This window comes from Roseateles sp. P5_E4, from assembly GCF_054049255.1.
The window spans coordinates 168,931-187,549 of record NZ_JBFUMS010000006.1; the positions used below are offsets into that span (position 1 = coordinate 168,931).

An 18,619-nucleotide genomic window follows, 5' to 3' on the forward strand; every position below is an offset into this window, starting at 1 on the left:
AAGAGAGCAACCACTTTGCGCTATGGCGGGCAGCACGCTCGAGAAGCCTGCTAGGCGAGGCCGACTTCCCTGACGCAGGATCCGCTGTTCGGGGGGACAAGCGATGACAAAGATCAGCAAGGAACAACGGCGCCAACGACGCAAAGCCAAAGACGTAAGGCATCAGCAGCGACGTGCGGCGACGCGTGGAGAACGTCTAGCGCCTTGGGCTGCGCCAAAGATGAAGCTCTTCAAGCTTCCGCAGCTGCTCAAGGAGGATGTTCCCTTTGAAAAGCGACTTGAACTGATCCGAGCCCTGGGCAAGGATGCCCGAAACAAGTTCGGAACCCTATACCCACAGGTTGAAAAGTGGGTGACCGACTACGACCCCGTCTATGTGCTTTCCGTCTGCGCCTTCTATCTGATTTCGCAACCAGAAGGGACTGATCGGGAGGCGACCGGCTCCCTTGAGTTCCCTCACCACTACCTGGAACTCCTGCAAGCGTTCGCTTTGTGTCAGCCGCGGAATGTCACTGTCAGGCCGTTGCTTGATGGGGTCTCGGCCCTCAAGGAGCACATGGCGGAGATGGGTCACCATATGTCGATGCGCCACTTTGACATTCCAGAGCGTCTGACTTCTGAGCGTGAGATCAGCGCCTACCGATTGCGCACCGACATGATGTTGCAGACCACTGCAATCAGGAACTGGGCCTATCCGCACCAGATGAGAAAGGTTTTGCTCGACCTGTCCCAGGCGGTGGCCTCAGCGTTCGATGCTGCCTATGGAGTGGACCCAACGCGCTTCTTTTCCATGCTGATGCTGGCCTCTCAAGAAGCGCAAGATCGGCTGAATGCTCACATTGAAAAGCTGCGTGGGTGCATCGCTGCTCGAGACCACCGAGCGATTCTCAAGGCTTACAACGCCGCATTCCCTGAAAACGTGCCCATCAGCGATGAGCACTTCGACGAGCTTTGGTTGAGGGCCGGCAAAAAGAGGACGAGCTTGCTCTCGATGCTCATGACCCATGCCGATCTCAAACTCGAGAGCATCTACTCTTTTACCCTTGACCGAGCACATGAACTGATAGGCGCAGACACGGACAAGGCGGCGCTACACGCCCTGCTCGAAAAAATCTCCCTCTGTTTTGGTGACTTGGCCGGCGCAAACCGCGAGCACTTCATCCTCAGCAATCCTGTTCTCGAGCGGCCCTTCATCAGCCTGGGGAACGGAACCTACTTCTCCGCCGTGTGGGGCGTGCTGCCACACATGCAGCTGGACATCCTGGAAGACCTTGTGTGGAAGAACGTGCCTCTACGCGATCGATACACGAAGGCGAAGGCGGCGTACTTAGAGGACGAGCTCGATCGCATCGTTCGAGCCGGCTTCCCCAACGGACAGGTGTTCAAAGGGAGCACTTGGCACGATGACGGAGGCGTCTTGTACGAGAACGATCTGGTCGTTGTCATTGACACGTTCGCAATTGTCTTTGAGGCGAAATCGGCCTCCGTCAGCGACCCGGCGCGGCGGGGGGCGCCAGATCGATTGGCGGATACGTTGAGGGAACTGATCGAAGCGCCGTCGGAACAAGCGCTTCGGTTCATCGAACGCCTCAAAAGTACGCCGGCGATTCAAGAGTTCAAGACCAAGAGAGGTGTTACGAACAAAATAGATACGCGGTCTGTCAAGCACTACATCCCGATGGGCGTGACGCTCTCTCACTTGGGCTTCATAGCTAGCAATCTAAAGAAGCTCATCGCCGCAGGCATCGTCGAGAAGAAGCTCGAAGAGCTCGCGCCGTCCGTCAGCATCACCGACCTCGAATCGGTGTTTGAACTACTTGAGCGCGAGGTTGAGAAGGTGCACTACCTGGCACGCCGGCGCGAGTTTGAAGCACACGTGGAGTACGAAGGAGACGAGCTCGACCTGCTTGGCTTCTACCTGGACAACGGCTTCAATATTGGCGACACGGAGTACGCCCAGGATTCCGTTTTCAGCATGATCATGAAGTCCAAAGAACTGGACCCGTACTTCGTCGGCTCACGCGAGGGGAAGCCGGTGTGCAAGCCTCGCCTCGCTATGACGAAATGGTGGGATGAAATCCTGAACCGGATCAGTGAAAGGCAATTCGAAGGTTGGCTTGAGACTGGCTTCATCCTGCTCAACACGACGAAGGAGGATCAAGAGAAATTCGAGGCCGCTTTCGGCAAGCTGGCGAAACAGGTTATGGCAGGCACGGCCAGCAAACCCCACAACTGGATACGCTGGGAGTCGGGGCCCGAGCGACGCCGCTACATCATTGTGGGCTACCCTTACCTTACCGACGACAAGGACTTGAGGAACTCGATCCTCGCGGAGGCAATCGACGAAGACAGCACCGCGGGTGCGAGAGGTGTTGCGGCGATTGGGATGAAAATCTCGAGCCCTCACTACCCATATGACGTGTTGGTGCGCCGGACCGCGACCGATCTCTTCGATACGCTGACGCTGGAACCGAAGGTACGCGAAGTGGCAAAGGGGCAATGAGCCGACCTCACCCAGCCAGTCTTCCAGCGAATGCAATTGAAGCTCTTGCCATGACGCGCCTGCAGCGCAAGAACGAGCGTGTGTGAGCTGCGTACGGCTGTTGAACAGAATTAATCTGCCTTTCCAACGCGGCGGCGGCATCCTCGCGGTTCGCGCTGCCACACAGAGAAACGGAAGACGGCTCTCACTGCAAACGGTCCCTGCAACGCCGAAGCGAGCCCCGCCCCTACCGCCGCGACACCAAAACCTGCGCCGCCTCATCCCCCAACGCCCTCCCCTCCGCCTCCAGCGCCGCGGTGATGTCGCTGCCCAGCAAGGCCCGGCCGGCGTTCAGCGCGCCGTCCAATGCACGCAGCTCCAGCGCATCCAGCGTGGTGTCGTTCGCCGTCCAGCGGCTGCGCACATGGCCGGCGAGGCGGCAGGCGGCTTCGATGCGGCCCTGGGCCACCAGCAGCGGCAGGATGCCGAGCCAGGCCACCGTCGTGCCGAAGCGCCGCTGCGCGGCCAGGGACCGCGGCAGCAGGGCCTGCGCTTCGTCCAGGCGGCCCAGGCCGACAAGCGCCTCGACGAGGGCGTTCAGCACCCAGGGCAGGCTGCCGTTGCTGCCGCTGCCGTCGGCGTCCAGCACCTCCAACAGTGCGCGGGTGCGTGTGGCGCCTTCCTCGAAGCGGCCCAGGCGCACCAGCGTCAGGCAGATGTTGTTCTCGGCCACCTGCACGCGCTGTGACTGGCCGAGCTCGCGGGCGGCGAGCTGCTCGCGCTCCATGCAGGCGAGCAGTTCGGTGGTGTCGCGGCGCAGGCGGGCCACCACGGCCAACGCGCCGTTCAGGCGCAGCCGCGTCGGGGCCGAGTCGTCACCCGCGGCCAGCTCGCGCAGCAGCGTGCAGGCCTCGTCCAGCTCGGGCTCGTCCTCGGTGAAGGCGCGCACCCAGTGGGCCGCGGCGATGAGCAGTTCGGCGGGGTTGCCGAGCGGCCGCCAGAGGTCGACGGCCTTGCGCGAGACCGGCACGGCGCGCGGGTCGCTGCGGATGAGCAGCAGGTAGCCGAGCATGGACCACCACAGCGCCTGCACCTGCGGTGGCACCGCCTCGCCGCGGGCCTCCATCGCCGGCTGCAGAGACAGCATCCACTCCGTCACCTCGTGGCGCCAGACGGTGAACACCATCACCCGCGCGGCGCGGGCGCCGATCTGCGCGGCGGTAGCGAGGTCGTGCTCGCGCGCCCACAGGAAGGCCTCGCGGACGTTCTGCATGTCGGCCAGCCACAGCGCCGCATCGTCGCTGGGTGCAATCAGCGCCAGCACGGCCACGGCATGCCGGCGGCGTGCGGAATGGCCGTCGGCGTCGCCGAGCCGGGCCAGCGCATGGGCTCGCATCGTCTCCAGCAGGCGGTAGCGCGGCGGGTCCTGGTTGTCGAGGCTGACCAGCGAGCGCTCCACCAGCGTGGCCAGGCCGTCGACGACATCCCAGCGGCTGGTGTGCTCGTCGCTGCTGAGCGTGACGGCCAGGTCCAGCGTGAAGCCGCCGGCGAACACGCCCAGCGCGCGATAGAGGCGCTGCTCGGCGGGCTCCAGCAGGCCGTGGCTCCAGTCCAGCGCGTCGAGCAGGGTGCGGTGGCGGGCGGACGAATCGCGCCGGCCGCGGGACAGCAGCGCGAAGCGCTCGGCCAGCGCGTCGTGCACGGCCTGCAGGCCCATCAGCGGCACGCGGGCGGCGGCCAGCTCCAGCGCCAGCGGCAGGCCGTCAAGCTGCCGGCACAGCGCGGCCAGCAGCGGAAGCGACCTGGCGGACACATCGAAGCGCGCGTCCACCGCGCGGATGCGGGCCACCAGCAGCGCCAGCGCGCCCTCGCGGGGGTCGGGGCCGTCGACGCCCTCGGCCACGGGCAGCGGCTCCAGGCGCAGCAGGCGTTCGCCGGCCACGCCCAGCGGCAGCTGGCTGGTGACGAGCAGGCGCAGCCGGGGCAGCGTGGCCAGGTGCGCGGCCCACTCGGCGCAGGCCGTGGCGAGGTGCTCGGCGTTGTCCAGCACCAGCAGCAGGTCGACGTCGGCCGGGATCAGGTTGAGCAGCTGGGGCAGCGCCTCGCCCGGGCTCAGCTGGCCGCCGAAGGCACGGGCGATGCCGTCGGGCAGTTGTGCGGGCAGCGTCAGCGGCGCCAGGTCGACCCAGGAAGCGCGGCCCGGCCAGCGCGCCAGCGCCTCGCGCGACAGGCTGCTCTTGCCCACGCCGGGGCTGCCGACGACGCTCACGCAGCCGGGGGCGGCCAGCGCCTGGCGCAGGCGGGCCAGGTCGGCGTCGCGGCCGAACAGCGTGGTCGTGTCGGGCGCGGGCGGCGGCGCGGCCGGGGCCTGGGCGTCGTCGTGAAGCGCGGCGGTGAAGCGGTAGCCGCGCCCGGGCACGGTGGCGATGGCGTCCTCGCCCAGCAGGCGGCGCAGCGCGTTGACCTGCACGCGCAGGTTGCCCTCTTCCACCACCAGCCCGGGCCAGACGCGCTCGATCAGCTCGGCCTTGGTGAACAGCTCGGCGGGGCGGGCGGCCAACGTAAGCAGCAGGTCCAGCGCGCGGCCGCCCAGGGCCGAGGGCTCGCCGTCCACCAGCAGCCGGTACTCGGCCCGGCGCAGTTCGAAGCGGCCGCCCGGGCCGAAGCGCAGCAGCTGGGTCGGCGGGTGGGCGGGTTCGGTGGCAGGCAAGGCGGCTCCGGTGATTGCGCCGGGCACTGTAAAGCCGCCGGTTTAACAACGTTGAACAACCATCGAACCGCGCCTGCCGCGAGCATTCGTCCCACAGCAACACGCCACCCAGGAGCCGCAATGACCGAACCCGAAGTCTCCGTTCCCGCCATCATGCGCAACTACCACGAGGTGCTGCGCAACGACCTGGCCAAGGTGCTGGCGCCGCTGGCCGAGCGCGGCGACCTGGCCGGTTTCGCGCCGGCCTGGGCCGCATATGTCGACGCCATCGCCGTGCATGCGGCCATGGAGGACGGCGTCGAGGGCGCGGGCGGCGGCATCACGTCCATGCTGGACCTGCATTTCGACGGCGCTGCAAACGCCGCGATGTTCCGCGCCGAGCATGACGACGAGCACGAGCTGCAGGCCGCCGTGACGCGTGCCATCCCGCTGGGTGTCGGCGCGCTGCGGGATGCCTTCGCCGCCTACCGGGGCTGCGCCGAGGCCCACCTGCTGCACGAGGAGGACATCATGATGCCCCTCGTCAACCGCCTGCCCAAGGAAGGCAAGGCCGCCCTCTTCGCCCAGTGGTGCGTGTCGGCCGGCATCGCCCAAGGCGGCTTCGACCACCTCGTGGCCCACGGCGTCGCTTCACTGGCCGCTTTCGGCAGCACCAAGAACTCGCCCATCGGCGCGACACGCGTGTTCGTGCATTCGCTCAAGACCGTCTGCACACCCGAGCAGTGGGCGCGCTACGGCCCGATCGCCCGCCGCGCGATCCCGCCCGAGGTCTGGGCGGGCGTGCTGGCCGAAGTCCCGAGCCTGGCCGCCTGATTTCCATAGACCTGTTTCGATCAAGCTCATGCGGAACAGGCACTTGCTTCCTTCCTATCATGGGGCCTGCTAACACTGCGGCAATGGGCCGCGAATTGCCGCAGTGCTAGCAGGCCCCACCCCCACCCAAGCCCCCAACGGAGACCACCATGTCCCTGCGCATCAACGACATCGCCCCCGACTTCACCGCCCAGACCACGCAAGGCGAGATCAAGTTCCACGACTGGATCGGCGACAAGTGGGCCGTGCTGTTCTCCCACCCCAAGGACTTCACGCCGGTGTGCACGACCGAGCTGGGCTATATGGCCAAGATCGAGCCCGAATTCACCAAGCGCAATGCCAAGCTGATCGGCCTGTCGGTCGACCCGGTGGACAACCACCACCGCTGGGCCGCCGACATCGAGGAGACCCAGGGCCATCTGCCCAAGTACCCCATGATCGGCGACAGTGACCTGGCCGTGGCCAAGCTCTACAACATGCTGCCGGCCGATACCGAAGGCACGTCCGAGGGCCGCACGGCGGCGACCAACGCCACCGTGCGCTCCGTCTTCATCGTCGGCCCGGACAAGCGCATCAAGCTGATGCTGACCTACCCGATGACCACGGGCCGCAACTTCGACGAGATCCTGCGCGTGCTGGACAGCATGCAGCTGACCGCCAAGCACAAGGTGGCCACGCCGGTGAACTGGAAGCAGGGCGACGACGTCATCATTGCCGGCTCGGTGAGCGATGAAGACGCCAAGACGCTGTTCCCGGCCGGCTGGAAGGCGCCCAAGCCCTATCTGCGCATCACCAAACAGCCCACCTGAGACCCGCACGCCTGGGCTTCCAGGCGGTGCAGCGGCGCGCTGTAGTAGGGGCTGACACCCGGTTGGGTGGCCAGCGCCGTGCGGGCCAGCGCGGCCCAGCGCGCGGCCTGGTCGCGGTCGCCAGCGCGCCAGGCGCACAGCGCGGCCACGCCGTGCAGGCGCGCGATCTGCGGCGCGGCCGGGTGGTGCGGCAGGCTCAACGCGGCGACGAAGGCGCGCATGCGGGCCAGGCCAGCGCGGGCGTCCGGCTGCAGGCACTGGCCTTCAGCGCGCAGCAGCTCAGGCCCGGTGGCGAAGCCGGCCGTCAGCATGGCGTCCTGCGGCTTGACCTCGTGGCGCGACGCCAGCGCCAGCGCCTGGCGCGCCAGCGCCGCGTCGCCGCTGTCGACAAGGACGCGGGCGCGGGCCTCGCGCAGCACCTCTTCGTACCAGGCCGGGTCGTGCCCGGCGCCGCGCAGCGCTTCGGGCGCCGGCGCTTCGTCAAGAAAACGCAGCGCGCCGGCCATCTCACCCGCCATGCTGGCGTTCAGCGCCTGCTTGCGGATATCTCCGGCCAGCAGCGGATGCAGGCCCTTGCCGGCCACTACACGGGCCTGGCGGCGCAGCGCAAAGCGCTGGGCCGCCAACTCGTGCTGCCCGCGCTCCATGGCTGCATCGCCGGCACGGCCGTGCGCAATGGTCAGTTCGACCGGGCGGTGCAGCAGCCGCAGGCGCTGCGTGTAGTCGGCCTCCACCAGCGGCGCGCCCTGCGCCACATCGCCCCAGCTCAACAGCAGGTTGCCCAGATGCCCCTGCACCTGGGCGAGCAGCAGCGGCGGCACACCGTCGCCCAGGGCGCGCAGCCTTTGCAGGCAGGCCTCCAGCTCGGCGCGCACGCGCTCGAAAGGCAGCGACAGCGTCGTCGCATACATGGCCGACCAGACGTTGGCCGCGCCGACCTCCGCGCGCACCGCGTACAGGCCACCGCGCTCGCGCAGCGTGGCCAGAGCCGGCGCGAGCAGGGCCAGGGCGTCGTCGTGCCGACCCTGCTGGGCGGCCCAACGCGCGCCACGCAGGCCGGCCTCAGCGGCAGCCAGCGCGTCCTCGCCTGCAGCGGCGGCGCGGAACTCAACCAGGGCCTCGGGCTCATGGCCACGGCGGTTCAGCAGCTCGCCGCGCAGCAAGTGGCGCCACGCCTGCCCAGCGGCATCGGCTGGCGCGGGCAGGCGTGCCAGCAACGTCTCGGCCTCGTCCATGCGACCCAGATCGACGAGGGCACGCGCCTTCAACAGGCCGGTGTCCACGTCGCCGGGCGTGTCGGGCAGGGTCGCGAGCACCTCGTCCGGCCGCCCGGCATCAAGCCGCGCACGCCCCAGGCGCTGCGCAGCCGCACGTGTCTCGTCGGCCGGCGCAGCCTGGGCACGCAGCGAGGCCAGTTCACGCTCCCGCAGGTTGACGGCCAGTGGCGCGGCCCCCATTGTTTCGTAGGCATCGCCCAGCACGCGGTAGAGCCGGGCCCGCTGGGCGGGATCGCCGGCAAAGCGCTGCTCAATCAGCTGAGCGCCGCGCTCCAGCAGCGGCACTTCGCCGTCACCGTGAGGATGACGGGCCTGCGGCTCGGCGCCAAAGCGGAACATCTCGGCGACGAACGTCGTGGCCACGTTCTCGCGCTCGGCGGCCTGAGCAGCGCGCTGGCGCTGGCCGGCCAATTGCACGGCCAGGGCGCCGACCACAACCAGCACGCTGCCAGCCAGCATCGCGGCACGACGGCGACGACGCAGCAACAGGCCCAACCGCCGCAGCGGCGCCGCCGGGCGCGCCTGCACCGGCTCCTGACGCAGCCAACGCTCGACCTCGTCGGCAAGCGCGTCGGCGCTGGCGTAGCGCCGGCCCGGCTCCGTCGCGCATGCGCGGGCGACGACAGCGGCCAGGTCGGCATCGCCCGCCTCTGCCACCAACTCGTCCAGCATGACGCCCAGTGCATAGACGTCGACTTGCACGCTCAGCTCACCGCCCAGCAGCAACTCGGGCGCCGCGTAACGCGGCGTGCAGGCCGGCGGCGGCGCGCCCGGGCCGACAACGCCCAGCACGGCGGCGATACCGAAGTCCAGCAGATGCGGCCGGCCCTCGGCATCGACCAGCACATTGGCCGGCTTCAGATCACGATGCAGCACCAGGCGGCCGTGGGCATACGCCAGCGTGCGGGCGATCGTCACGAACAGGCGCAGCCGCGCCGGCAGCGCCAGTCCGGCGGCCGCCTCGTCCAACGGCCGCCCCTCGACGTAGGCAATGGCCAGATACGGCCGCGGCTGGCCGTCGGGGCCGGGCTCCAGGCCGGCGTCGTACAAACGCGCGATGCGCGGGTGCTCCAGACGGGCGACGAGACCGGTCTCCCGGGCAAAGGCCTCGCCGTCAGCCCAGTGCCCGCGAGGCAATTTCAGCGCCACCTGGCGCTCGAACAGGCCGTCAGCCCGATCGGCCAGCCACACCTCGCCCATGCCGCCGCGGCCCAGCGGGCGCAGCAGCCGATAGGGCCCGACACGCTCGCCCGCCCGCAGAGCGAGCGGTTCTGCCAGGCCTGGCAGCGCGGCGAGGAAGCCCTCGTGCTCCCCGGCGTCATGGCGATCCAACATCTGCGCCAAACGCTCGCGCAGCGTCCCCAGGGGCAGCGCCGCCAGCCAGGCCGGGCGCGCCGCGGGCGCCAGTTCCAGGCCCTCGTCCAGCAGTTGGCTCAGCGTGCGCAGCTCGTCGAGGGACATCGCAGTCATGCGCCGCAGTTTGCGGTCGGCAGGCCGCCCGTGCCGTCCCCAACTCGGTGGACAGCGGGCGGCCTGGCCTGCGCCGTTGCGTCAGACCGCCGTCATGGCCGGGTCGATGAGGCGGCGCACGCCCGCAACCAGGACCTGTGCCGCTGTAGGTGCAGGCCTGCACAGGCGCATGGCCGAGACCGATGTCGCCGGCGGAGCGGGCCGGACAACATCAGCCTGTTGCACAGTTGCAGGAGACACCGCATGCCTGACCTGACCTCCGCCACCGAACTGGCCTCCCGGGCCAAGACACCCTTTCCCGGCGCCTCTGCCGATTACGAGCAGGCCCGCAAGGCCTTGCTCGCCGAGGAGATCGAGTTCCGCCGCCACATGACGCGCCTGACCGAGCAGCGGCGCGCGCTGCCACCCGGGCCGGTCATCGCCAAACCCTACAAGTTCAAGGACGAGCAGGCCTTCGACGTCAGCCTGCTCGAGCTGTTCGGCGACAAGGACACGCTGGTAACCTACTTCTGGATGTACGGCCCGCAGCGCGAGCGCCCCTGCCCGATGTGCACCAACTGGCTGGGCGCCGTCAACGGCAATGCCGCCGACATCAAGCAGCGCGTGGCGCTGAAGATCCTCGGCCGCTCGCCGGTCGAGCGGCAATACGCCTTCGCCCAGGAGCGCGGCTGGCGCGACCTCAACTTCGTGCAGACCGTCGGCGACGACTACGCCAAGGATCTTGGCATCCTGCAGCCCGACGGCAGCGAGTACCCGGCCCTCGTGGTGTTCAGGCGCGACGGCGAGCAGGTCAGGTTGTTCTGGGCCAGCGAGATGACCAAGGCCATGGGCGACCCCGGCCAGGACCCGCGCGATGCGCCGGACATCGCCTCGCTGTGGTCCATCTTGGACCTGACGCCCGACGGGCGCGGGACCGACTGGTATCCCAAGCTGCAGTACTAAACCTCGGCTGTCACCGGGTCGATGATGCGCCGCACCTGGCTCACCTGGTCGGCCGGGAAGCCGCCCAGGCGCGCGTGCTCGCGCACCTTGGCCTCGTCGGGTGCGTTGTAGACACAGTAGATCTTGTCGTCGGTCACGTAGCTGTGCACCCACTGGATGCTGGGGCCCAGGTCGCGCAGCACGCCGCAGGACGTGGCGGAGATGCCTTGCAACTGCTCGGCCGTGAGCTGGCCGGCGCCGGGGATGTTTCTTTCGATGACGAACTTGGGCATGGGGAACTCCTGTTGAACCTGGCCTGCCGGACTTCGACTGGCCTGGCGTCATGCTCCGACCTCGGGGTGGGCCGCGTCCTTTAGGCGGTCTGAAATCTGGCTAAATTCGCGGTCATGGCGACGCCCCATTACCGCTTCGGCGACTACAAGCTGCTGCCGGCCGAGCGCCTGCTCTTTCGCCGCGGCAGCGAGGTAGCCCTGACGGCGCGTGCCTTCGAGCTGCTGGTGGCCTTCGTCGAGCGCGCCGGGCAGCTGGTGGCCAAGGACGACCTGATGAAACGGGTCTGGGCCGGTGTGGTCGTCGAGGAGAACAACCTCGCCGTGCAAGTCGGCGTGTTGCGCAAGCTGCTCGGCGCCGAGGCCATCACGACCATCCCCGGCTTTGGCTACCGCTTCGCGCTGCCGGTGCTGGATGTGGCCGAGGCCGCGCCCGGCGAGCCTGGCCTGGGTGCCCGCGGCCGTCTGCCGGTGCGTCTGCCGCCGCTGATCGGCCGCGAGACTGAGCTGGGCGAGCTGCAGGCCCTGCTGCGCGACCAGCCGGCCGTCACGCTGTGCGGCGGCCCTGGCGTCGGCAAGACGCGGCTTGCGCAGGAGCTCGCGCTGAGCCTGCGCGGCGACCACGCCGACGGGGCCTGGTGGGTGGACCTGACGCTGCTGCGCGAGGACGAGCCCGTCGCGGCCGCCGTGGCCCGCGCGCTGGGCCTGCCACCCGGCCCGGACCCGCTCGCGACGCTGGCGGCCAAGCTGTCGGCGCTGGCGCTGCTGATCGTGCTGGACAACGCCGAGCACCGCGCCGCGGATGTCGCCGAGCTCGTCTCGACGCTGGTGCGCGACACCGAGCGGGTCAGCCTGCTCATCACCAGCCAGCTGCCGCTGCAGGCCCAGGGCGAACGCGTCTACCGCCTGGAGCCGCTGCCCCTGCCCGACGCCGTGCGCCTGCTGGCCGCGCGCACCGGCGCGACCGAAGCGGGCGTCAGCCACCGGGCCGAGGAGATCTGCGAGGCGCTGGACTGCAACCCGCTGGCCATCGAGCTGGCCGCTTCGCGCCTGGATGTGCTGGGGCTGGACGGCCTGGCCGCGCGGCTGCACCAGCGGCTGACGCTGCTGGCTCCCAGCGATGCGCGCAGCCCGTCGCGCCGCAACGCGCTGGCCGAGGCGCTGAGCTGGTCGCACGAATTGCTGACCGAGCGCGAACGCCTCGTGCTGCGCCGCCTGGCCGTGTTCCCGGGCAGCTTCTCGCTGGAAGGCGCAGCCCTGGTGCTGGCCGACGACAAGCTGCCCGCCGCAGCCGCGGTGGCCGCAGTGCTCAGCCTGGTCGAGCGGTCCCTCGTCAGCATCGACCGCGGCACGGCGCAGCGGCGCTTGCGCTTGCTGGAAACCATGCGCCTTTTCGCGCTGGACAAGCTCGCCGCCGCCGGCGAGACGGCGTTGGCCCAGGCCCGCCACTGCGCGGGGCTGCGCTGGCTGCTGGACGACGCCTATGAGGAATCCTGGCGGCTGCCGCATGCCGCCTGGAAATCTCGTTATGAACCCGAGTTGCCCGGGCTGTGGGCTGCACTCGCCTGGGCCGGCGAGCACGACCTCGCCAGCGCCGTGGCTCTGTTCGGCGCCGCCGCGCCGCTGTGGATGCCGCGCGCCACGCAGGCCCGCCCGCATGCACTGGCGCTGGCCGCGCGGCTGGCGGACGACACCACCATTGCAAAGCCGGAGCTGGCCCGTTTCTGGTCGGCCTGCGCGCGCTGTCACAGCGCCATCCACCCGGGCCTGGCGCGCGACGCCGCCGAGCGCGCCGCCCGGCTGTACCGCGAGCTGGGCGACGAGCGAGGCGAATACCTGTCGCTGGTGGAACACGCCTTCAACTGGCGCGTCGACGGCCCCGAAGCCCGCGCCGCACTGGCCGCCGCGCGCATGCTGGAAAGCCCCGGCTGGCCGGCAGCCGTGCTGGAGCGCGGCCTGACGACCGAAGCCGTGCTGCACCTGACTTCCGGCCGGCACGACGAAGCCCGGCGCTGCTATCAAGCGGCGCTGGCGTTGTGCGAGCGTGGTGGCTTCGACGCCGGCGTGATGCGCGCCCGGCTGAACCTGGCCGACCAGGCCCGCGCCGCTGGCGAGCTGGACCTGGCCGTGCAGCTGGGCGAGGCGCTGCTGGCCGAGCCGGGCGATGCCGGCGACCTGGCCTGCCTGGCCACCATCATGGGCAACCTGATCGGCGCGCTGATTGCGCAGGGGCGCTTCGAGCGCGCCCGCGAGGTGGCGCGGCAAGCCCCAGCTCGCCTGGGTCGGCTGGCGGTGGATGACCAACTGTGGGTGTCGCTGGACGCGCTGGCGCTGCTGCATCTGCAAGCCGGCCGCACGGCGCTGGCCGCGCAACTGGCCGGCGCGGCGGACCGCGAGTTCGAGGTTCATGGCCAGATGCAGCGCCAGCCCAACGAGGCCGCCGACCGCGCGACGCTCGCGGCAGGGCTGGCGGAGCGGTTCAGCACGGAGGACGTGGAACGGCTCGCGCAGGAAGGTCGGCGCATGAAGCTGTCCGACGCGATGCGCGCGGCCTTCGAGCTGTGACTCAGGCAGCGAACAGGCGCGTCGCCAAATCGTCGGCCGAGTTCACGGTGCGCAGCTCGGCATAGGCCGCATCGGCTTCGGGGTAGGCGCGCTTCAGGTAGTGCAGCCACTGCTTGAGTCGACCGCCCTGGTGCTTCGCAGCGACAGTGGCACGCACCTGGTCGAAGAAGACCTGCATCAGCGGCAGCAGCTCGGCCCACGGCACCGGCTCGGCGCGCCTGCCCGCCACGCGCAGCGCCAGGCCCGGGTCGGCCACCATGCCGCGGCCCAGCATCAGGTGTTCGCAGCCGCTGCGCTCGCGGGCCAGCTCGGCATGCTCGACGGTCCAGATCTCGCCGTTGGCAATGATGGTGATGGGCACCGCCTCGCGCACGGCGGCGATGCGCTCCCAGTAGGCCGGCGGCTTGTAGCCATCGGCCTTGGTGCGGGCATGCACGACGATCTCCTGGGCGCCCGCGTCGTGAATCGCGCGGGCCACGTCGAGCGTGCGGCTGTCATCCATATAGCCCAGGCGCATCTTGGCGGACACCATCACGTCCATCGGCACCGCACGGCGCACGGCCGAGACGATCTCGTGGATCAGCTCGGGCTCGTCCAGCAACACGGCGCCGCCACGGTGGCGGTTGACGCACTTGGCCGGGCAGCCGAAGTTCAGGTCGATGCCCTCGGGCTTGAGCTCGGCAAGTCGCCCGGCGTTCTCGGCCAGGCAGGTCACGTCGGAGCCCAGCAACTGCGGATGCACCGGCACGCCGGCTGCCGTGCGCCCACCGTTCCTCAGCTCCGGCACGATGCGCGTGAACACGCGGCCGGGCAGCAACTGGTCGGTCACGCGGATGAACTCGGACACGCAGCGGTCCACGCCGCCCACGCGCGTGAGCACGTCGCGCAGGATGTGATCCAACAGCCCTTCCATGGGCGCCAAGAGGATCATTTCGACTCCTCTTGGTTCATCAAATAGAGCCGCAGGTCGAACTCGAGTTGGAAGTAGTCCGGCTCCATGTGCTGGCAGAGCTTGTAGAAGGGCTTGTTGTGCTCCAGCTCCCGAAGATGCGCCAGCTCGTGCACGACGATCATGCGCAGCAGCGCGGCCGGCGCCTCCTTGAACAGCGTGGCCACGCGGATCTCGCGGCGCATCTTCAGCTTTGAGCCTTGCACCTGGGTGCGGCGGGTGTGCGTGCCCAGCGCCTGCTGCAGCACGCGCAGCTTGGCGTCATAGCCGACGAAATTCAGCGGCTCGGCATTGCGCAGGTGGCGGGCCTTGAGCGCCTGCACGTAGTCGAACAGGGCGCCATCGCTGCGCACCTCGTGGCGCTCAGGCAGGCGGCGGGCGAGATGGTCGGCCAGGCGGCCGTCCAGCCGCAGCTGTTCGGCCTGGGCAATGAGTTCGGGCGGGTAGCCAGCGAGGTAGCGGGCGGCAAGCATGCAGTCGGGATTCAAGGCGCGGCGCGTCGAGTGCGCCGCGCGGGTAGCGAGGTCAGGCGACCAGCGCGTTCAGCTGGTCCAGGCTCGCTATTGTCGCGAGGCAGGCGCGTGCCACCTCCTGGCCCTTGGTGGAGAAATGCTCGGCAAAGAAGCGCTTGTGCTCGCCATGCTCGTGGAAGTGGTGCGGCGTCAGCACCGCGGAGAACACCGGCACGTCGGTTTCCAGCTGCACCTGCATCAGCGCGCTGATGACGGTCTGGGCGACAAAGTCATGCCGGTAGATGCCGCCGTCGACGACCAGGCCGCAGGCAATGACGGCATCAAAACGGCCCGTGCGCGCGAGGCGTTTGGCATGCAACGGGATCTCGAAGGCGCCCGGCACGTCGATGACCGTGACCTGTTCGGCCGGTATTCGACATCGGTCGAATTCATGCCGGATGGCCGACACGGCGACGCCGACGATGTCCTTGTGCCAGCTGGCGGCCACGATGGCCACGCGCGGCAGGCGGGTCAGATTGAAGGTGGGATTGAGGGTCTGATTCATGGTGTCCTCTTGAAAGACGGTTTTTCCAGAATCAGGGCAAGCGCACGCAGCAGCGGCGTGCCCGCTCAAGCAAGCACGCCGACGCTCCGCGATCTCTTTCATCCGGACTGTGACCGTCGGCCCTGGCATCGCACCAGGTCTGCTGACCCTTTGCCGCCGAAGCGGCGAAGGCGCTCGCGGGCTCGTGCTTGCGCACATACCGCCGGTGGGGAATTTCGCCCCGCCCTGAGAACGCTGCCGGCCTTGCGAGCCGGCACACGGATGCTAGCGTTGCTGACGGCATGATGGCGGTCATGTCCGAGACAGCCCTATTTCGCGTGACCTTGCTGCCCGGTGGCGAGAGCTTCGACTGCGCCGCCGACCAGCCCCTGATGCTGGCCGGCCTGGCCGCAGGCGTCGCGCTGCCCTGGTCCTGCCGCAACGGCACCTGCCGCACCTGCATCTCGCAGCTGCTGCAAGGCCGCATCGAGCACAACATTCCCTGGCCCGGCCTCTCCGCTGAAGAGAAGGCCGAAGGCTGGGTGCTGCCCTGCGTGGCCTGCCCACGCAGCGACGTCGTGCTGCAGTGGGTGTGACGACTACTTTCTGGGCATGACGAGCTTGTTGCCGCCCTGGATCAGCGTCACCGAAGCGGCCTGGCCCTCCTCGGCGCCGAAGTCGAGCTGGGCGTCGACCTGGGGCACATGCACGCGGCGCGGCGTGCTGGCCTTCAGCTCGAACGCCGGCTGGCCAGGTGCCTGGCCTTGCAGACGGCCCTGGTCGTCGATGAAGACCTTGACCGCGAATTGCGGCGAGCTGTAGTCGCCCACCAGGGCCTGCATCTGGGCCGGCGTGAGCGCCATGAAGGCGATCTCGCTCGGCAGCTCGCCGCTGCGCGTCCAGCGCTCGACGTCGGCGCTCTCGCCATTGTTGAAGACACGCGCCGCCACGGCCTTGCCATCGGCACCACGCTCGATCTGCAGCTCGGTCAGTGAGTCGGGAAGGGCGAACCGGTCATTGCCCAGCGCAATCAGCGCGGTGCTGCCGCCGCCGCTGCGCTGGCTGTGCAGCACGCCGTCCTTCACGCGCAACATGCGGGTCTGCTTGTCCTCGCGAACAAACACGCCCTCGGCGGACTTGAGCTGCTCGGCGGCCACGGCCACGGCCTTGGGCTCGGCAAAGGGCTCGCCGACGGCGAAGGCGGCCAGCTTGCGGGCCACCAGATCCATGGAGAAGCCGGGCCCATCGCTGTTGCGCAGGATGACGATCGTCGTCTGGCTCTGCGGCAGGTAGTTCAGCGTCGACACGAAACCATGGATGCCGCCGCCATGCATCAGCATCGGCTGGCCGCGCAGCGTGGCGGTGGTGATGCCAAAGCCATAGTGCGAGGGCTTGGCCGGGCCTTCGGGCGTCGTCATCCGCTCGTAGCTGGCTTTGCTGATGAGCTTGCCGCCATGCAGCGCCTGGTTCCAGCGCCACAGGCCTTCGGTATTGCCGATCAGCGCGCCGGCGGCATGGGGCTGGGTCATGCTGAGGAAGCCGGCCGGCGCCACCTCGCGCTGGGCATTCAGCGTATAGCCCTGGGCCATGCCCTTGAAGAGCCTGTCGCCGGCCTGGTAGTGCACGCTGGTGATCTGCGCGGGCTTGAGCAAAAGATCGTCGACGGACTGGTACCAGCTCTTGCCCGAGATGGCCTCGACGACGGCGCCGAGCAGCACATAGCCGGAGTTGTTGTAGGCCCACTTCTCGCCGGGCTGGAAGTCCGCCGGCAGGTCCTTGAATTCCTTGATCAGCTCGGCCGTGCTGAGGTCGCGGCGCACGGGGTTGCCCATATAGCCCGGGATGCCGGTGTAGCTCTTGACGCCCGAGGTGTGGTTGAGCAGCTGCAGCAGCGTGATCTGGCTGCCATTGGGATAGTCGGGCAGGAATTTGGACAGCGGGTCATCGAACCTGGCCTTGCCTTCGTCGATCTGCTTGAGCAGCATCGCGGCGGCGAACTGCTTGGTGACGGAGCCGATGCGCATCAGCTGGTCGGGCTGCAGGGGCACGCCGAGCTCGATGCTGGCCATGCCGCGGGCGCCCTTGTAGAGGAGCTGGTCACCGCGCGCGACCAGCACCGTGACGCCGGGGCCGTCGCGCTTGAGCTTCTGCGCGTCGAGCAACTGGTCGGCATAGGCCGTCATGGCCGCGGGCGTGGCGGGTTGGCCGGCGTGGGCCGTGCCGACCAGCAAAACAGACAGAGCGAAGGCGGGCGTGGCGTGTTGTCGCATGGCGGTGGGCAGGTGGTGAGACGCCGCGCAGCATGGCGTTTGGCGCGCGGCCCGGCAAGCCGGCATGCGATGAACGGCACGAAAGAAGGCATGAGCCGCAGCGGCCATCCACAGCTCCTGTGGACAACACCGTGCACAGCCTGCGGGCTGCAAGCCCAAGTCCTTGGCACAACAGCGCTTTCCTTGCGCTGCCTCAGATTGAGGCAGACCGGCGCACGGGACAATCGCCGCCATGCATCGCACCATCTTCACAACCCCGGGGCTGAGCACCCTGCTGCGGGGTTTGTCCGTGGCCTGGCTCAAGCTGGCAGGCTGGACCGTTCAGGGCGAGCTGCAGCCCGAGGCGCGCAAGAGCGTCTTCATCGCCGCCCCGCACACCAGCAACTGGGACCTGCCCTACACGCTCTTCGCGTCCTTCGCGCTGCGCCTGACGCCCTACTGGATGGGCAAGGCTTCCATCTTCCGCTTCCCGTTTGGTGGGCTGATGCGCTGGCTGGGCGGCATCCCGGTGGATCGCGACAAGTCCAGCAATCTTGTCGCCGCCTCAGCCGAGGCCCTGCAGGCCGCCGACGGCCCGGTGCAGCTCATCGTGCCCCCCGAGGGCACGCGCAGCAAGACCATCTACTGGAAGACCGGCTTCTACTGGATCGCCGTCACGGCGAAACTGCCCATCGTCATGGCGCACATGGACTACCCGCGCAAGCTCGTTGGCCTCGGCCCGCTGTTCCGGCCGACCGGCGATGTCGACGCCGACATGGCCGAGATCAAGCGCTATTACGCCCAGTACAAGGGCAAGAACTCAGACCAGTTCACGCACGAATGAATACGACGACCACGTCCAAGGACCCGCTGCATGGCCTCACCCTTGAGGCCATCGTGACCGCATTGGTGGAGCATTTCGGCTGGGCCGAACTCGGCCAGCGCATTGCGATCAAGTGCTTCCAGATCGACCCCAGCGTGGCGTCGAGCCTGAAGTTCCTGCGCAAGACGCCGTGGGCGCGCGCCAAGGTCGAGAGCCTCTATCTTTTCATGCGGCGCGAGCAGGCGCGCGCCGCTCGACCGTAGGT

General features: G+C 68.8%; 15 protein-coding genes and 1 riboswitch. Of the genes, 8 read left to right on the plus strand and 7 right to left on the minus strand.

From position 1 onward, the window contains the following. Window positions 1-103 precede the first annotated feature (103 nt). Window positions 104-2,503, plus strand: coding sequence for a hypothetical protein (locus tag ACXJLH_RS13715; protein WP_457444679.1), 2,400 nt, complete (start codon window positions 104-106; stop codon window positions 2,501-2,503). A 226-nt stretch (window positions 2,504-2,729) separates the two neighbouring features. Here ACXJLH_RS13715 and ACXJLH_RS13720 read toward each other — a convergent pair whose 3' ends face one another. Beyond that, on the minus strand, window positions 2,730-5,192 hold the full coding sequence (locus ACXJLH_RS13720) for an ATP-binding protein (RefSeq protein WP_457444681.1): 2,463 nt from the start codon (window positions 5,190-5,192) through the stop codon (window positions 2,730-2,732). Window positions 5,193-5,312: 120 nt separating this feature from the next. Between ACXJLH_RS13720 and ACXJLH_RS13725 the strand changes: the two genes are divergently transcribed. After that, complete coding sequence (locus tag ACXJLH_RS13725) at window positions 5,313-6,005, plus strand: hemerythrin domain-containing protein (RefSeq protein ID WP_457444683.1); 693 nt, start codon at window positions 5,313-5,315, stop codon at window positions 6,003-6,005. Between the two features lie 149 nt (window positions 6,006-6,154). After that, window positions 6,155-6,814 carry a peroxiredoxin gene (locus tag ACXJLH_RS13730; protein WP_056199054.1) on the plus strand — a complete coding sequence of 220 codons (660 nt, stop codon included), beginning with the start codon at window positions 6,155-6,157 and terminating at the stop codon, window positions 6,812-6,814. Here ACXJLH_RS13730 and ACXJLH_RS13735 read toward each other — a convergent pair. Next, on the minus strand, window positions 6,784-9,561 hold the full coding sequence (locus tag ACXJLH_RS13735) for a protein kinase domain-containing protein (protein WP_457444685.1): 2,778 nt from the start codon (window positions 9,559-9,561) through the stop codon (window positions 6,784-6,786). The genes ACXJLH_RS13730 and ACXJLH_RS13735 overlap by 31 nt on opposite strands. A gap of 243 nt (window positions 9,562-9,804) precedes the next feature. Between ACXJLH_RS13735 and ACXJLH_RS13740 the strand changes: the two genes are divergently transcribed. Then, window positions 9,805-10,503 (plus strand): DUF899 family protein, encoded by a 699-nt coding sequence (locus ACXJLH_RS13740; protein WP_457444688.1) that lies wholly within the window; start codon window positions 9,805-9,807, stop codon window positions 10,501-10,503. Here ACXJLH_RS13740 and ACXJLH_RS13745 read toward each other — a convergent pair. Continuing rightward, a complete protein-coding gene (locus tag ACXJLH_RS13745; protein WP_457354196.1) occupies window positions 10,500-10,775 on the minus strand; it encodes a DUF4242 domain-containing protein in 276 nt (91 codons plus the stop codon). The genes ACXJLH_RS13740 and ACXJLH_RS13745 overlap by 4 nt on opposite strands. A 114-nt stretch (window positions 10,776-10,889) precedes the next feature. Here ACXJLH_RS13745 and ACXJLH_RS13750 point away from each other — a divergent pair, with 114 nt between their 5' ends. Beyond that, complete coding sequence (locus ACXJLH_RS13750) at window positions 10,890-13,337, plus strand: ATP-binding protein (protein ID WP_457444690.1); 2,448 nt, start codon at window positions 10,890-10,892, stop codon at window positions 13,335-13,337. A gap of 1 nt (window position 13,338) precedes the next feature. Here the strand turns inward: ACXJLH_RS13750 and ACXJLH_RS13755 are convergent, their stop codons facing one another. The 3 genes from ACXJLH_RS13755 to ACXJLH_RS13765 are packed head-to-tail and all read right to left on the minus strand — an operon-like array spanning window position 13,339 to window position 15,303. After that, window positions 13,339-14,268: a tRNA dihydrouridine synthase gene (locus ACXJLH_RS13755; RefSeq protein ID WP_457444692.1), complete on the minus strand. Its 930-nt coding sequence runs from the start codon at window positions 14,266-14,268 to the stop codon at window positions 13,339-13,341. Continuing rightward, window positions 14,265-14,759, minus strand: a complete 495-nt coding sequence (locus ACXJLH_RS13760) for a YgjP-like metallopeptidase domain-containing protein (protein WP_056199069.1) — start codon at window positions 14,757-14,759, stop codon at window positions 14,265-14,267. Before ACXJLH_RS13760 ends, ACXJLH_RS13755 begins: the two co-directional genes overlap by 4 nt. 52 nt (window positions 14,760-14,811) lie before the next feature. Then, entirely contained in the window at window positions 14,812-15,303 is a 492-nt protein-coding gene (locus ACXJLH_RS13765) for a 6,7-dimethyl-8-ribityllumazine synthase (protein WP_457444694.1), read from the minus strand. 86 nt (window positions 15,304-15,389) lie between these two features. Then, window positions 15,390-15,540, minus strand: a riboswitch (FMN riboswitch). A 56-nt stretch (window positions 15,541-15,596) separates the two neighbouring features. On the opposite strand from ACXJLH_RS13765, the gene ACXJLH_RS13770 reads away from it, so the two are divergent. Then, entirely contained in the window at window positions 15,597-15,878 is a 282-nt protein-coding gene (locus ACXJLH_RS13770) for a 2Fe-2S iron-sulfur cluster-binding protein (RefSeq protein ID WP_056199737.1), read from the plus strand. Between the two features lie 3 nt (window positions 15,879-15,881). On the opposite strand, the gene ACXJLH_RS13775 is transcribed toward ACXJLH_RS13770, so the two are convergent. After that, window positions 15,882-17,552, minus strand: a complete 1,671-nt coding sequence (locus ACXJLH_RS13775; protein WP_457444696.1) for a serine hydrolase domain-containing protein — start codon at window positions 17,550-17,552, stop codon at window positions 15,882-15,884. A 232-nt stretch (window positions 17,553-17,784) separates the two neighbouring features. Here ACXJLH_RS13775 and ACXJLH_RS13780 point away from each other — a divergent pair, with 232 nt between their 5' ends. Both ACXJLH_RS13780 and ACXJLH_RS13785 read left to right on the plus strand, forming a co-directional pair. After that, window positions 17,785-18,375: a 1-acyl-sn-glycerol-3-phosphate acyltransferase gene (locus ACXJLH_RS13780; RefSeq protein WP_056199077.1), complete on the plus strand. Its 591-nt coding sequence runs from the start codon at window positions 17,785-17,787 to the stop codon at window positions 18,373-18,375. Further along, window positions 18,372-18,617, plus strand: a complete 246-nt coding sequence (locus ACXJLH_RS13785) for a VF530 family protein (protein WP_457444698.1) — start codon at window positions 18,372-18,374, stop codon at window positions 18,615-18,617. Before ACXJLH_RS13780 ends, ACXJLH_RS13785 begins: the two co-directional genes overlap by 4 nt. Window positions 18,618-18,619: the final 2 nt, after the last annotated feature.